The organism is Cellulosimicrobium sp. G4 BAM 1002, assembly GCF_057126935.1.
This window is the reverse complement of record NZ_CP182109.1, coordinates 3,224,310-3,239,717: the sequence shown is the minus strand read 5'-3', so window position 1 is coordinate 3,239,717 and position 15,408 is coordinate 3,224,310. Positions and strand designations below refer to the sequence as shown.

The following is a 15,408-nucleotide window of genomic DNA, read 5'->3' as shown; positions in this document are numbered from 1 at the left end:
CCCGGGGTGCCCTCGCGCCGCTGGGGGCGCGTGCCGCGTGAAAGTTCATGCAAGCGTTACGCCCGGGTGACACGGCGAGGGTGTGCTGCGGCGCGAGGCTGCGTAGTCTCGTCCCCGTGAGAGCGATCCGACGGTTCACCGTCCGCACCCTGCTGCCCGCCGCGCTGCGCGACCTGGACGAGCTGGCCCACAACCTGCGCTGGTCCTGGCATGCCCCCTCGCGGGACCTGTTCGCGGGCATCGACCCCGCGACCTGGGCGACCGTGCACGGCGACCCCGTCGCGCTGCTCGGGGCGCTCGGGCCGGACAGGCTGGCCGAGCTCGCGGCCGACGCCGCGTTCGTCGAGCGCGTGCGCGGTGCCGCCGCGGACCTGCGCCACTACCTCGAGGACCCGCTGTGGTACCAGCAGCAGGCTGCCGAGCAGGGGTCCGACGGCGCGCTGCCCGCCGCGATCGCGTACTTCTCGCCCGAGTTCGGCATCACGTCGGTCCTCCCGCAGTACTCGGGCGGCCTCGGCATCCTCGCCGGCGACCACCTCAAGAGCGCGAGCGACCTCGGCGTCCCGATCGTCGGCGTCGGGCTCCTGTACGGGGCCGGGTACTTCAAGCAGTCCCTCACGCGCGACGGCTGGCAGGTCGAGACGTACCCGCTGCTCGACCCGGACGGTCTGCCGCTGACGCTCCTGCGCGAGGACGACGGCACGCCCGCGCGCGTCTCGCTCGCCCTGCCCGGCGGCCGCACGCTGCACGCGCACGTCTGGGTCGCCGCCGTCGGGCGTGTGCCGTTGCTGCTGCTCGACTCGAACGTGCCCGGCAACGACGAGGCCGCGCGCAAGGTGACCGACCGCCTGTACGGCGGCGGCGGCGAGCACCGCCTGCAGCAGGAGCTGCTGCTCGGCGTCGGCGGCGTGCGCGCGCTGCGCCTGTGGTCGCGGCTCACCGGCGCGCCGGAGCCCGAGGTCTACCACACCAACGAGGGCCACGCCGGGTTCCTCGGCGTCGAGCGGATCCGCGAACTGGTCGAGCGGGGGCTCACGTTCGACGAGGCGCTCGAGGCGGTGCGCGCGGCGACCGTCTTCACGACGCACACGCCCGTCCCCGCGGGGATCGACCGCTTCGGCCGCGACCTCGTCACGCAGTACTTCGGCGGCGACATGGCGGTCGACGGCCTGCCGGTCGAGCGCGTGCTCGACCTCGGCGCCGAGGACTACGACGGCGGCGACCCGACGGTCTTCAACATGGCCGTCATGGGCCTGCGCATGGGTGGCCGCGCGAACGGCGTCTCGCTCCTGCACGGGCAGGTCTCGCGCGGCATGTTCGAGGGGCTGTGGCCCGGGTTCGACGCGCGCGAGGTCCCCATCACGTCGGTGACGAACGGCGTGCACTCGCCCACGTGGGTCGACCCCGCGTTCGCGGCTCTCGAGTCCGAGCGGCTCGGGCTCGACGAGCTCACCGCGGACGGCGCGTCGTCGGGCTGGCTGCGCGGCGACGCGGAAGGCGGCGTGAGCGACGGAGAGCTGTGGGCGATGCGCCGCGAGATGCGCGGCCGCCTCGTCGACGAGGCGCGCCGCCGCGTGCGCAAGTCCTGGCGCGAGCGCGGCGCGACGCCCGCCGAGCTCGGCTGGGTCGACGACGTGCTCTCGCCCGACGTGCTCACGATCGGCTTCGCACGGCGCGTCCCGACGTACAAGCGGCTCACGCTCATGCTGCGCGACCCCGATCGGCTCAAGGCGCTCCTCCTGCACCCCGAGCGACCCGTCCAGCTGATCGTCGCCGGCAAGTCGCACCCAGCGGACGACCAGGGCAAGCGCCTCATCCAGCAGCTCGTGCGGTTCACCGACGACCCCGAGGTCCGCCACCGCATCGTCTTCCTGCCGAACTACGACATCGCCATGGCGCAGTCGCTCTACCCGGGCTGCGACGTCTGGCTCAACAACCCCCTGCGGCCCCTCGAGGCCTCGGGGACGTCGGGCATGAAGTCCGCGCTCAACGGCGGTCTCAACCTGTCGATCCTCGACGGCTGGTGGGACGAGTGGTTCGACGGCGAGAACGGCTGGGCCATCCCCACCGCCGACGGCGTCGAGGACCCCGACCGCCGCGACGACCTCGAGGCGTCGGCCCTGTACGACCTCGTCGAGCAGCAGGTCGCGCCGCGCTTCTACGACCGGGACGCGGCCGGCGTGCCGAGCCGCTGGCTCGCGATGGTGCGGCACACGCTCGCGACGCTCGGCCCGAAGGTCCAGGCGACGCGCATGGTCGGCGAGTACGTCACGCGCCTCTACGCCCCCGCCGCAGCGGCCGGTCGGGCGCTCGCGGCCGACGGCCTCGCCCCCGCACGCGAGCTCGCGCACTGGAAGCAGTCCGTGCGGTCCGGCTGGTCGCGCGTGCGCGTCGACCACGTCGACTCGTCCGGCATCGGTGAGGTACCGCAGGTCGGGGACCGGCTCACCGTGCGCGCGTACGTGTCCCTCGGCGACCTGCGGCCGCAGGACGTCGAGGTGCAGGTCGTGCACGGTCGCGTCACCGAGGCGGACGTCATCGAGGAGTTCACGGCCGAGCCGCTCGCGCTCGCCGAGTCCTACGAGGCCGGGCGCCACGCGTTCGCCGGCGACGTCGTGCTCGAGTCGTCCGGCCCGTTCGGGTACACGGTCCGCGTCGTCCCGAAGCACGACGGCCTCCCGAGCGTCGCCGAGCTGGGCCTCGTCGCCAACGCCTGACGGCGGGGACTCGCCGGGCGGACGCGGTCTGCCGAGGTAGAACCCCGGTCTGCCGAGGTAGAACCCTGGTCCGCCGAAGTAGTACTCCGGGCGGCGAGGTAGTACTCCGGTCAGGCGAGGTGGAGCCCTGGTCACGGACCGGTCTCCACCTCGCCGCCCGGGTCGTCTGCACGGTAGCGCACCCGATGACGTCGCCGCGCCCGGTGACAGTCACCCCGCGGTTTCCACAGATTTGGAGTTCCCGTCCCGGAGCATTCTCGTTCGCGCCACGCTGGTGCGATGAACGAGTCACCGCACGTCTCCGAGTCGATGTCGCTCGACGTCCCCAGTCCTCGCAGGCGCCCGGTCGCCTGGTCGTCCCGACCCCCGGGCCGCTACACGGCGGACACCACGGGCCCGCGCGGGGTCCCGGCGGCCGTCCCGTACGACCGCCGCCGTCGCGCCGAGCTGTCGGCTCGCGCGCGCGACGGGGAGCTCGTGCGAGTACGCCGCGGCGTCTACCTCCCCTCCCCGCACACGGCCGCCCAGGCTCGTGAGCAGTGGTTGCTCGCCCAGGTGCGCGGCGTCGTCGAGAGCTTCAGCACGCCGTTCTGGGTGAGCCACGACACGGCAGCGCTGCTCTGGGGATGCTGGACCTGGCGGCTGCCGCCGTTCGTGCAGACCACCCAGCTCGCGAACCCGCGGGTCGAGCGTGAGCGTGACTCGACCGTCCGGCGGCACTGGACCGACCTCCCGCATCGCGACCGCGCACACCTCGACGGCGTTCCGGTGACGAGCCTCGAGCGCACGGTCGTCGACTGCGCCCGCTCGCTGCCCCTCGAGCGCAGCCTCGTCGTCGTGGACTCGGCGCTGCGTCTTGGCGCGGACCGGCAGGTCGTCGAGCAGATCCTCGAGGAGTCACGCGGCAAGCGCGGCGTGGTCCGCGCTCGTCGGGCCCTGGAGCTCGCTGACCCGGCGTCGGAGTCGCCGGGCGAGACCCTGGTCCGCCTGGCCGCGGCACTGGGCGGGATGCCGATGCCCCGACCGCAGGTTCCGGTTCCTACGGCCCGCGGCCGGTACGTCCTCGATCTCGCGTGGGTCGACGCGCGCGTCGCGATCGAGTTCGACGGCGCCGTGAAGTACTCCGGCGGGGCGTACGGGGACCCGGCCGCCACGCGCCGCGCGCAGGACGTCCGCGAGGCGGCTCTCGTCGCCGCGGGCTGGACGGTCGTGCGGTTCACCTGGGACGACCTCGGCGACCCGGTCGGGGTCGGGTGCCGCCTCGCGGAGGCGCGCCGGCTCGCGCTCCGACGCCTGGCGTCCCGGAGGACCGCACCGGTGCCGAGGTAGGACCCTGGTCACCGAGGTAGAACTCCGGTCGGCCGAGGTAGAACTCTGGTCGGCCGTGGTAGAACTCTGGTCGGTCACCGGACCTGCAACTCAGAAGACCACGGTTCTCCCTCGGGGAACCAGCGTTCTACCTCGGCGGACTGCGGTTCTACCTCGCCGGAGACCTGTCGTGCTCGGGTGCCGTGTCGAGGAGGGCGAGGTACCGGGAGCGGGTGCGGACGACGTCGGCCAGCTGGGTCTGGATGCCGTCGACGAACTCCTCGCGGTAGACGGCGTCGACCTGGACGGAGATCGCGTAGTAGAGACCGGTGAACGTCGCGATCGCCACGGACACGCGCAGCAGCGTCTGCGTGACCACGAGGTCCGCCCCACCGACACCGCCCCCGCCGGCGAGGGAGAGCGTCCGTTCCCAGGTGCCGCCGTCGACGTCCCACAGCGCCATGATCTCGGGCGTCACGGTGAGCGTGCCGAGGGCCATGAAGAACAGCCCCATGCCGAGGCTCACGACGAGCACCTGGAGGAGCTGGCTCGTCGCGATCATCGCGGCGAGGTTCGCCTGCTGCCGTCGTGTGAAGACGGCGGCCCGCGCGTGCTCCGGCATCGCGGCGGACGTCTCGGCGAGCGCCTCGCGTGCCTCGCCGGGGACGCGCAGCCCGACGAACACGACGACGAGCAGCGCGAAGAACGCCCCGAGCACGAGGTCCGCGACGCCGTGCGTGCGGTCGAACACCTGCCACACCTCGGCGTTGTAGAACAGCACGAGGGAGAACACGAGCAGCAGCGGCAGCAGCCGGACGAGGCGCAGGAGCGACGCGCCGAGCTCGTCGACGACGCGCGCGAGCCCCCACCACAGCGACGACAGCACGCCGTACCCGACGACGACGCGCACCAGGCCCAGCAGGACCAGGTTGCCCACGACCGTGAGCAGCGCGTCCCCCCACTGCCCGCCGAACACCAGCGGCAGCAACGCCGGAACGAGGACGAAGAACGCGAGCTCGGGCACGCCGACCGACTGAGGGAGGGTCGACCACGGGCGCCCGCGCAGCACGTTGAGACCCGCGTACGCGGCCGCGACGATGGCGGCGCCTCCCAGGAGCGCGAGCGCGTTGGCCCAGGCCGGCCAGCCGGACCGGATGGCGCCGCTCAGCTCGGCGAGCAGGACGACGAGCAGGAACGGCGCCGACCGCCCGAACACGTCGCGGTCGACGGAATGGCCCTCGACCAGGAGCGGGAGCCCGTTGCGGCGGAAGATGCGCTCGCACTCGGCGACGTCGGGCGGCGAGGCCTCCGGGTCCGCGCCGGGGGGTTCGACGACGCGCGACCGGGCCGGGTCCTCGTGCTCGGTCGATCCCACGCCCAGCACGGGGTCGGGCGGCGCGGGTCGGGACGCGTCGTCGTGCACGCTCATGCCCGGTGACCCTACCGGTCACGCTCTGGCGTACGGCTGAACCGAGCCGGTCAGCCGAGCTCGGCCGCGAGCGACCGGCCGGCGACCCGTCCGGAGTACAGGCAGCCGCCGAGGAACGTGCCCTCGAGCGCGCGGTGGCCGTGCATGCCGCCGCCGCCGAACCCCGCGGCCTCGCCCGCGGCCCAGAGGCCGGGGAGCACCGACCCGTCCTGGCGCAGCACGCGCGCGGACGTGTCGGTCCACAGGCCGCCGAGCGTCTTGCGGGTCAGCACCGAGAGCCGGACGGCGAGCAGCGGCCCGTCCTTCGGGGTGGTCAGCGGGCGCGGCGGCGAGACGCGGATGAGCCGGTCGACGCGGTAGCGCCTCGCCATCGCCGTCGCGACGACCTGCGGGTCCTTGCCGAGGCCCGTGGTGACCTGCTCGTCGCGCAGGCGCACGACCCGGGCGAGCGCCTGGGCGTCGACGTGCCCGCGCGAGCCCGGCGTCGCGTCGGTCAGCGCGTTCATCCCCGCGGCGAGCTCCTCGGGTGTGTCGGCCCAGACGAACTCGGGCGACTGCTCGGCGAACCGGGCCACCGGCCCGACGGCGCGGGGCAGCACGCGCTGCGCGAGCAGCCGCACGTCCTTGCCGGTGAGGTCGGGGTTCTGCTCGGAGCCGGACAGCGCGAACTCGGACTCCATGATCGCCTTGTTGAGCACGAACCAGGAGTGGTCGTCGCCACGCTCGGTGACGTGCTGGAGCGCGCCGAGCGCGTCGAACCCCGGGAACAGCGGCGCGGGCAGGCGGTTGCCGTCGGCGTCGAGCCACAGCGAGCTCGGGCCGGGCAGGATGCGGATGCCGTGGTCGGTCCACACGGGGGAGTGGTTGGCGATCCCCTCGGGGTAGTGCCACATGCGGTCCTCGTGCACGAGCGCGGCCCCGGCGTCGGCGGCGACGGTGATCATGAGCCCGTCGGTCGAGTCCGGCACGCCGGAGAGCATGCGTGCTGGCAGGCGCCCGGCGGCCTGCGGCCAGCGGGAGCGCACGAGCGCGTGGTTCGCGCCGATCCCGCCCGAGGTCACGACGACGGCGCTCGCGGCGATCTCGACCTCGCCGACGACGTCGCGCGAGGAGGGCGCGCCACGCTCGGCGTCCGAGGGCGCGAGAACCTCGGCGCGCACGCCCGTCACCGCGCCGTCGGTCACGACGAGCGACGTGACCCGGTGCCGGAACCGCAGGTCGAGCAGCCCGGCGGCGCGGGCGTCGAGCGCCGCCCTGACGAACGGCTCGAGGACCGCCGGGCCGGTGCCCCACGTGACGTGGAAGCGCGGCACGGAGTTGCCGTGCGCGCCCGCCGCGCTCCCGTCGGCGCCCGAGCGCACGGGGTAACCGCCGCGCTCGGCCCACTGCACGAGCGGGAACCACCGCACGCCCTTGTCGTGCAGCCACTCCCGCATCTCGCCGGCGGCGAAGTCGACGAACCCGCGGGCCCACGCGTACCCGTGGCGGTCCGGGCCTTCGCCGCGGTCCGCGCCAGGGGCGAACTGCGCCGACCCGAGCCAGTCGTCGAACGCGAGCTCCGCCGAGTCGGTCACGCCCATCCGCTTCTGCTCGGGCGAGCCGACGAGGAACAGACCGCCGAAAGACCACCACGCCTGGCCGCCCAGGCTCGCGGCCGGCTCCTGGTCGAGCAGCACGACGCGGCGGCCTGCCGCAGTGAGCTCGGTCGCCGCGACGAGTCCGGCGAGCCCGGCACCGACCACGATCACGTCCGGGTCGTCGGTCGCAGGGAGGCTGACGGGGGAGGCGACCGCGCTGTCACTCATGCGGGAAGAGTAGAGCACCCGGCGCGCCACCCCCACCCCTGCCGTACCACCGACCAGGGTTCTACCTCGGTGGGGCAGAGACGTAGACCCGCAGGCTCAGGGCCTCGAGCCCGACGACGTCGCCCGCGCGGGCGGTGCCGTCGCCGTTCGTGCGGTCCCGGTCCTCGGGGTGCTCCCAGTCCGAGTCCCATGCGAGGTCCCAGCGCTCCGGCTCGCCACCCCCGACGTCGCGCACGCCCGGGAGCGTGACGTCCACGGGGTCGAGCGACCCGGCGAGCACGAGGAGCACGTCCGCGTCTCCCGGGCCGGGCGCGGTGCGCAGCATCTGCAGCGTGCGCACGGCCGGGTCGTGCCACGCCGCGTGCTCGAGGAGCTCGCCGGCGGCGTCGAACCACACGAGGTCGGGCGCGCCGAGCGGCGCGCCGAGCGGGGCGGCGCCCGGGCGCGGGCGGCCGGTGAAGAACGTGTCGGCACGCAGGGCCGCGTGCTCGCGCCGCAGGGCGAGCAGGTGGCGGGTCGTCGCGAGGAGGTCCTTGCGCCACGGCGAGAGGTCCCACGACACCCACGACGTCTCGTCGTCCTGCACGTAGGCGTTGTTGTTGCCGCGCTGCGTGCGGCCCATCTCGTCGCCCGCGGTGAGCATGGGGGTGCCGGCGGCGAGGACGAGCGTCGCGAGGAGGTTGCGGATCGACCGGCGGCGCAGCGGGGCGATCTCGACGCCGAGCCCGAGCGCGTCGAGCCCGGCACCGGAGCCGCCGTCCGCCCGCGCGTCCGGCGCCGCGACCGGACCCTCGAGACCGTGGTTCCACGACCGGTTGTCGTCCGTCCCGTCGCGGTTGTCCTCGCCGTTCGCGAGGTTGTGCTTGTGGTCGTACGCGACGAGGTCGGCGAGGGTGAAGCCGTCGTGCGCGGTCACGTAGCTCACCGAGGCGACGGGCCCGCGCAGGAGCGGCGGGTCGGAGTGCCCGAACAGGTCGGCCGACCCCGCGAGCCGGGTCGCGAGGTCGCGCACGCCGTGGCCGCGCCGCCCGTGGGAGGCCTCGCGCGCGTCGGAGAGCCAGAACTGGCGCACGGCGTCGCGGAAGCGGTCGTTCCACTCGGCGAGCGGCGGCGGGAACTGGCCCGTGCGCCACCCGCCCGGACCGACGTCCCACGGCTCCGCGACGAGCTTGAGCCCGCACAGCACCGGGTCGGTCTGCAGGGCGACGAGGAACGGGTGGTCGGGGTCGAACCCGTCCGCACCGCGGCCGAGCGTCACGGCGAGGTCGAAGCGGAACCCGTCGACACCCACGACCTCGGCCCAGTACCGCAGCGAGTCCAGCGCCGCGCGCACGACGGCAGGGCGGCGGAAGTCGAGCGAGTTGCCCGTCCCGGTGACGTCGGCGAGGCGGGCGGGCGAGCCGCCGTCGTGCAGGTAGTAGCCGGCGTTGTCGAGCCCGCGCCACGACAGGTGGTACCCGTCGGCACCGCCCTCGCACGTGTGGTTGTGGACGACGTCGAGCAGCACCTCGATCCCCGCCTCGTGCAGCAGGTGCACCATCCCGCGCACCTCGTCGAGCACGGCAGCCGGCCCGGCCTCCTGGGCGTCGCGCGTCGCGTACGCGGCGTGCGGGGCGAAGAACCCGAGCGTCGAGTAGCCCCAGTAGTTCGTGCGGCCGCTCGCGAGCAGGTGCGGTTCGGGCACGTTCGCGTGGACCGGCAGCAGCTCGATCGTGGTGACCCCGAGCGCGCGCAGGTGCTCGATCGTGGCCGGGTGCGCGACGCCCGCGTACGTGCCGCGCAGGCGTTCGGGCAGCGCCTCGAGCCGCTGCGTGAGCCCGCGCACGTGCGCCTCGTAGACCACCGTGTCGCGCCACGGGACGCGCGGGCGGGGGGCGAGCGGACCGGTCGGGCGCGCGACCACGACCGAGTGCGGGACGAACGGCAGCGAGTCGCGGCTGTCGGGCGGCCCGTACGGGTCGTCGCCGACCTGCCCGTGGATCGCGGCCTCGTCGGCGAGGTCCCCGGCGAGGCCGCGCGCGTAGGGATCGACGAGCAGCTTGGCGGGGTTGTGCCGCAGCCCGGCCGCGGGGTCCCACGCGCCGTGCACGCGGAACCCGTAGCGCTGCCCGGCCCGCACGCCGGGTACGTGCGCACTCCAGACACCGAACGCGGGTCCGGCGAGCGGGACGCGCCGTTCCCGGTAACGGCCCGGGTGGCGCAGGGGGAACGCCTCGTCCACGACGTCGACGAGGCACAGCTCGACGGCATCGGCGTGCGCCGCGAGCACGGCGACGTCCACGCCGTCGCCCACCAGGTGGACGCCCAGCGGCGGGACCGGTGCGTGCCGGTCCACGGTTCCGGGCGCGACGGCGGCTGCCCGGGCGGGCGCGGGGGTGGGAGGCGGGGCGTGCACGTGTCCATTGTGGCGGGTGTCACCGGCCTGTCACGACGGCCGCCGGTAGGCTTCGGCGGAGCGGGCCGGGAACCTCTCCGGCCGATCGCCCAGCGCACAGGGAGAGCAGTCGATGCGGATCGTCGTCGCCGTGAAGTACGTCCCGGACATCCATGCCGACCGTGGCTTCGAGGACGGACGCGTCGTCCGCCGTGCCGACGAGGGCACGCTCAACGAGCTCGACGAGAACGCGGTCGAGGCGGCGCTGCGGCTCAAGGAGGCCCTCCCCGATGCCGAGCGCGAGACGAGCGAGGTCGTGGTGCTCACGGTCGCCGGACCGGACGCCGACGGCGCGGTCCGCCGCTCCTACCAGCTCGGGGCCGACCGCGGGGTGCGCGTGAGCGACGACGCGATCGCGGGCTCCGACTACTTCGGCACCGCGCGCGTGCTCGCCGCGGCCGTGCGGCGCCTCGCCGCCGAGGCGCCGGTCGACCTCGTCGTCACCGGCATGGCCGCGCTCGACGGCCTCGGCTCGGTCGTCCCCGCGCTGCTGTCCGCCGAGCTCGACCTGCCGCAGCTGACGCTCGCGGGCCGGCTCGAGGTCGAGGGCGAGCCCGGTGCGCGCACGGCCCGCGTCACGCGCGAGCTCGACGGCGTCGAGGAGGTCCTCGAGGCGTCGCTGCCCGCCGTCGTGTCCGTGACCGACCACGCGAACGACCCGCGCATGCCGAACTTCAAGCTCATCATGGCGGCGCGCCAGCGCCCGGTGGAGGCGTGGAGCCTCGCCGACCTCGACGTCGACCCGGCGCTCGTCGGCGACGCCGGTGCCCGCACCCGCGTGCTCGACGCGTCGCCGCGACCGCCGCGACCCGAGGCCGAGATCGTCGTCGACAAGGGCGAGGGCGGGCGCGCCCTCGCCGAGTACCTCATCCGCAACGACCTGGTCTGAGAGGCGTCCTGATCATGAGCACCACCGACTCCACCGAGAACCCGGCTGGCGGTACGCGCACGGTCCTCGTCCTCCTCGACACCCCCGACACCGAGCTGCGCTCGCCGGTGCTCGAGCTCCTCACGATCGGCCGCGCTCTCGGACGCGTCGAGGTCGTGGCGCTCGAGGCGCCGAGCGTGGACGTGCTGGCGCAGCTCGGCGCGTACGGGGTCGCGCTCGTGCGGCAGGCGGAGCCCTCGTCGGGCGGCGAGGTCGTGACCGGTGACGCCCTGCACCTGACCCCGGTCGTGGCCGAGGTGCTGACGGCCGCGACGCGGGCGTCCGACGCCGACGCCGTGCTCCTCACGTCGTCCTTCCCGAACAAGGAGGCTGCCGCACGGCTCGCGTTCCTCACCGAGGCCGGGCTCGTGGTCGACGCGTCCGCCCTGCACGACGGCGGCACGCACCTCGTGGCGGACAAGCGCGTCTTCGCGGGCTCGTGGGAGGTGCGCAGCGAGATCGTCACGGATCCGGCCGTGCTCACGGTGCGCGCCAACTCGGTCGTGCCGCAGCCCGCGGACGCCGCCGTCGCGACCGAGGTCGCCGCGCTGCGCGTCGAGCTCTCGCCCGCGGCGACCGCCGCGCGCGTCGCGTCGCGGACGGTCGACGAGTCCGCCGGGGCTGGCCGTCCCGCGCTCGGCGAGGCGGCGGTCGTCGTGGCCGGCGGTCGCGGCACGAACGGCGACTTCGGGCCCGTGATGGAGCTCGCGGACGCGCTCGGCGCCGCCGTCGGCGCGACCCGCGACGCGGTCTACGAGGGGTGGCACGACCAGTTCGTCGGCCAGACGGGCGTGACCGTCGCGCCGCGCCTGTACATCGGCGCGGGCGTCTCCGGCGCTCCCCACCACCGGGGCGGCATGCAGGCGTCGCAGGTGATCGTCGCGGTGAACAACGACCCGGAGTGCCCGCTGTTCGAGATCTCGGACTTCGCGGTCGTGGGCGACCTCGCGGACGTGCTGCCGCAGGCTGCCGAGGTCCTGCGCGAGCACCGCGCGTCGCAGGGGTAGCGGTCGTCGGTCTCGCACGCCGGAAGGTGAGGCCACGGGTTCGACGGACGCACAGCGGGTTCCAAGAGTTCACCCGCCGTCCCCCCGGAGGTGGCTCTCCCGTCACGGATCGTTCCTAGCGTCGGTCCGACTCCCCGTGGACGGGGAGCCCCCCGACCCGTGGAGACGACCGATGACGATCACGCCTGCCCCCGAGCACCGCCAGCTCCTGTCCTTCGCGTCGCACGCGCGCGGCAAGCGCAGTCCTGTCACCTGCCGGCTGAAGTGCGCCGACGCGTGCGCGCACCCGGCCCCGAACTCGAGCGACAACGAGACCTTCCGCGACGTCGTCGCCGGCGTCTCGCGCCGGACGATGCTCGGCGGGCTCGCGGTCGGTGCGGCCGCCGTCGTGCTCGGCGCGCAGACCGTCGGTGCCGCCCCCGCCGCCGCCCAGGGCGTGGCCGGGCACGGCGGCTGGGGCAGCGGTCGCCCCGAGAAGGGTCTGTCTTTCGGAGCCATCTCGCCCCAGCCGGCGGCGCGCGACGCGCTCGTGGTGCCCGAGGGCTACCGGTGGCGCCCGGTGGTCCGCTGGGGCGACCCCATCCTGCCCGGCGGCCGGCCGTTCGACGTCGCGGCGCAGTCGCCCGAGCAGCAGGCGCTGCAGTTCGGCTACAACAACGACTACCTCGACATCCTGCCGTTCGAGCGGCAGCACGGCGGGGGCGGGCGCGGCAAGGGCCGCGGCCGGGGGACGCGCGGCCTGCTCGTGGCCAACCACGAGTACACCAACCCGGCGATCATGTTCGACGCGTCCTACGACGCCGCGACGCGCCGCGCGATCGAGCGCGCCGCGCACGGGATGTCCGTCGTCGAGGTGCGCCGACGCCGCACCGGGACCCCGTGGGACTACGTCGCGGACAGCCCGTACAACCGCCGCGTGCACATGACCACGGAGTTCCGCCTCACCGGGCCCGCGGCGGGCTCGGCGCTCACCACGACCGTCGCCGACCCGACCGGCACGCGCGTGCTCGGCACGCTCAACAACTGCGCGGGCGGCACGACCCCGTGGGGCACCGTGCTGTCCGGCGAGGAGAACTTCCACGGGTACTTCCGCACGTCGGGTGCGGGGCACGACGCGCGCTACGGCCTGCGCGACGCCGCGACCGGCTACGGCTGGGAGCTCGACGACCCGCGCTTCGACGCGCGCAACGCGGGCTACGAGAACGAGCCGAACCGCTTCGGCTGGATCGTGGAGATCGACCCGTACGCTCCCGACGAGGCGCCCGTGAAGCACACCGCGCTCGGCCGGTTCAAGCACGAGGGCGCGAACGTGATCCTCTCGCGCCGCGGCCACGCGGTCGCCTACATGGGCGACGACGAGCGTTTCGACTACGTCTACAAGTTCGTCTCCTCGCGCACCATGCGCCAGGGGAACAGCGAGGGCGCGCGCCGCCACAACAAGACCCTGCTCACCGAGGGCTCGCTCTACGTCGCGCGCTTCCGGGGCGACTCGCCGGCGGCCGAGATCGACGGGTCCGGTGCGGTCCCGTCCGACGGCGCGTTCGACGGCCTCGGCGAGTGGGTCCCGCTCGTCGTGGACGGGCGCAGCGAGGTCGAGGGCATGAGCGTCGAGGAGGTGCTCGTCTACACCCGCGTCGCGGCGGACAAGAAGGGCGCGACGAAGATGGACCGCCCCGAGGACGTCGAGCCGAACCCCGTCACGGGCCGCGTCTACGTCGCGTGCACGAACAACACCTCGCGCGGCCCCGGTGCCAGCGAGGCGGCGACGGAGCCCAACCCGCGCAACACCAACCGCGACGGCCACGTCGTGGAGATCGTCGAGGACGGCGACGACGCCGCGTCGCTCACCTTCCGGTGGAACCTGCTGCTCGTCGCGGGCGACCCCGCCACGAACGGGTCGACCTACTTCTCGGGCTACCCCCGCGACAAGGTGTCGCCGATCTCGTGCCCCGACAACCTCGCGTTCGACGCCGAGGGCAACCTCTGGATCTCGACCGACGGCCAGCCGGGCACGATCCAGAAGTGCGACGGCCTCTTCAAGGTGACCCTGGAGGGCCGCGAGCGCGGTCGGGTCCAGCAGTTCCTCTCCGTGCCGCGCGGCGGCGAGACGTGCGGACCGGTCGTCGACTCCGAGGACCGCATGGTGTACGTCGCAGTGCAGCACCCGGGGGAGGACGGGTCGTTCGACGCGCAGGCGTCGTTCTTCCCCGACTACCTCACGCCGGGCGCGCCGGTCCCGCCGGGCGCCTTCGCCGGCCCGCGCCCCTCGGTCGTGCAGGTCTGGAAGGACTGACCCGGTACGGGCCCACCTCCCGCGGACGCGAACCGCGGGAGGTGGGCCCGTCGTGGGTGTGGCCTGGGTTTCAGGCCCACGGGGTCGGGTCCGCGGTGGGGGTGGGCTCGGCGCTCGGGGCTGCCGCGCCGTCACCCTGGTCTGCCGGGCGTGGGTTCTGGGAGCGCGGCTCTGACGCCCCTTCGCCACCGAGCCCACCCCCACCGCTCAGTCGTCGCCCGACCCGGGTCCCGTGCCCGACCACGGTTCTACCTCGGCCGACCACGGTTCTACCTCGACCGACCAGGGCGCTACCTCGACGGGTCAGAGGCCGAGAGCCTCGAGCCAGGTGACGGCGGCCACGCCCTGCGCGCGCTGGAACGGGCGCAGGTTCGGGATCGACGGGATCGTCGGCTTGCGCGCCGAGTGCAGGAAGTAGCCGGCGATCCCGGAGACGACGGACCGGAGGTCGGCGGGGTGGACGTCGCGACCGAGGGGGTGCGCGGCGAAGGTCGCGGCGGCCCAGGCGCCGCCGCGGGAGCACGCGGACGCGTCGGCCGACGTCGTGACGGGCTCGGTCACACCGGCGACGCCCTGCATGACGACGCTCGGCAGGAACATCGCGAGGTCGAGCCAGGCCGCGCCGCGCGACGCGTAGGGCCAGTCGACGAGATAGACCGCCTCGTCGGTGAGGAGCACGTTGTCGGCGCGCAGGTCGCCGTGCACGAAGGACTCGCCCTCGCACGCGACGAGGACTCCGCGCTCCGCCTCCGCGAGCGCGTCCAGGTTCGCCGCGGCCCAGGGGACGACGTCCGCGAGCGCCGGGTCGGGGTCGTCGCGCAGCGCGCGCCAGCCGGTCGACATGTCCGCGAGGTCGGGTCCGGTGGGCGGGAGGCGCAGCGCCCGGGCCCCTGGCACCGTGGCGACCGTCTCGAGCGTCGCGAGCACCCGGTCGAGCTCGTCGGGCTCCCAGGGCGTCGCGGGCACGTGGCCGTCGACCGGCTCGAACGCGAGGACGATCCAGTCGCCGTCGCCGTGACCCCAGGCGAACCGGGGTGCGGGGATCCGCCGCGGAAGCCGGGTCGCGACCTTCGCCTCGGCACGGTGGAGGTCGGCGGCGACGGGCTCGTCCGCGCTGCGCGCCGCCTTGACGAACAGCCGCTGCCCGCCGTCGAACGTGAGCACCGACGCCAGCCCCGGGCTGAAACCTGTCGCGACGGAACGTTCGCCGACGACGCGCGCGCCCGCGACGGCCTCGACCTCCTCGCGCACGGCGGGAGGAAGGTCGTTCCAGCGCAGGCGGCCGCCGCCCGAGGCGACCGGTACGTCACCGGCCGGCTCGACGGCGGGCGATATGACGTCGTCGGGCATCGAGGTGCCACTTCCCCTGGTGTGCGGCTCTGCGGGCTCCGGATCGGTGAGCACCGCGTCGGGTGCTGGGCCCCCTGTCGCGTCGGACGGCGTCGTATGGCGTCGAGCGGCGCGGTGACCGGCACCGAAACTGCGCT

General features: G+C 74.5%; 9 protein-coding genes. 5 read left to right on the top strand and 4 right to left on the bottom strand.

What is annotated here, in order from left to right; genetic code table 11:
* Positions 1 to 116 precede the first annotated feature (116 nt).
* Together glgP and ACMXGY_RS14590 are read left to right on the top strand one after the other, a co-directional pair.
* On the top strand, positions 117 to 2,717 hold the full coding sequence (gene glgP / locus ACMXGY_RS14595; RefSeq protein WP_483773706.1) for an alpha-glucan family phosphorylase: 2,601 nt from the start codon (positions 117 to 119) through the stop codon (positions 2,715 to 2,717).
* Between the two features lie 279 nt (positions 2,718 to 2,996).
* Entirely contained in the window at positions 2,997 to 4,046 is a 1,050-nt protein-coding gene (locus tag ACMXGY_RS14590; protein WP_483773705.1) for a DUF559 domain-containing protein, read from the top strand.
* Between the two features lie 148 nt (positions 4,047 to 4,194).
* Here the strand turns inward: ACMXGY_RS14590 and ACMXGY_RS14585 are convergent, their stop codons facing one another.
* The 3 genes from ACMXGY_RS14585 to glgX form a co-directional block, all read right to left on the bottom strand.
* On the bottom strand, positions 4,195 to 5,454 hold the full coding sequence (locus ACMXGY_RS14585; protein ID WP_483773704.1) for a hypothetical protein: 1,260 nt from the start codon (positions 5,452 to 5,454) through the stop codon (positions 4,195 to 4,197).
* Between the two features lie 50 nt (positions 5,455 to 5,504).
* Positions 5,505 to 7,259 carry an FAD-binding dehydrogenase gene (locus ACMXGY_RS14580; protein WP_483773703.1) on the bottom strand — a complete coding sequence of 585 codons (1,755 nt, stop codon included), beginning with the start codon at positions 7,257 to 7,259 and terminating at the stop codon, positions 5,505 to 5,507.
* 61 nt (positions 7,260 to 7,320) lie between these two features.
* Positions 7,321 to 9,594, bottom strand: a complete 2,274-nt coding sequence (gene glgX, locus ACMXGY_RS14575) for a glycogen debranching protein GlgX (protein WP_483776871.1) — start codon at positions 9,592 to 9,594, stop codon at positions 7,321 to 7,323.
* Between the two features lie 172 nt (positions 9,595 to 9,766).
* Here glgX and ACMXGY_RS14570 point away from each other — a divergent pair, with 172 nt between their 5' ends.
* The 3 genes from ACMXGY_RS14570 (at position 9,767) to ACMXGY_RS14560 (ending at position 13,921) form a co-directional block, all read left to right on the top strand.
* On the top strand, positions 9,767 to 10,582 hold the full coding sequence (locus ACMXGY_RS14570; protein WP_483773702.1) for an electron transfer flavoprotein subunit beta/FixA family protein: 816 nt from the start codon (positions 9,767 to 9,769) through the stop codon (positions 10,580 to 10,582).
* A gap of 14 nt (positions 10,583 to 10,596) precedes the next feature.
* Positions 10,597 to 11,628: an electron transfer flavoprotein subunit alpha/FixB family protein gene (locus tag ACMXGY_RS14565; protein ID WP_483773701.1), complete on the top strand. Its 1,032-nt coding sequence runs from the start codon at positions 10,597 to 10,599 to the stop codon at positions 11,626 to 11,628.
* A 172-nt stretch (positions 11,629 to 11,800) separates the two neighbouring features.
* A complete protein-coding gene (locus ACMXGY_RS14560; protein WP_483773700.1) occupies positions 11,801 to 13,921 on the top strand; it encodes a PhoX family protein in 2,121 nt (706 codons plus the stop codon).
* A gap of 303 nt (positions 13,922 to 14,224) precedes the next feature.
* Here the strand turns inward: ACMXGY_RS14560 and ACMXGY_RS14555 are convergent, their stop codons facing one another.
* A complete protein-coding gene (locus tag ACMXGY_RS14555) occupies positions 14,225 to 15,271 on the bottom strand; it encodes a phosphotransferase (RefSeq protein ID WP_483773699.1) in 1,047 nt (348 codons plus the stop codon).
* Positions 15,272 to 15,408: the final 137 nt, after the last annotated feature.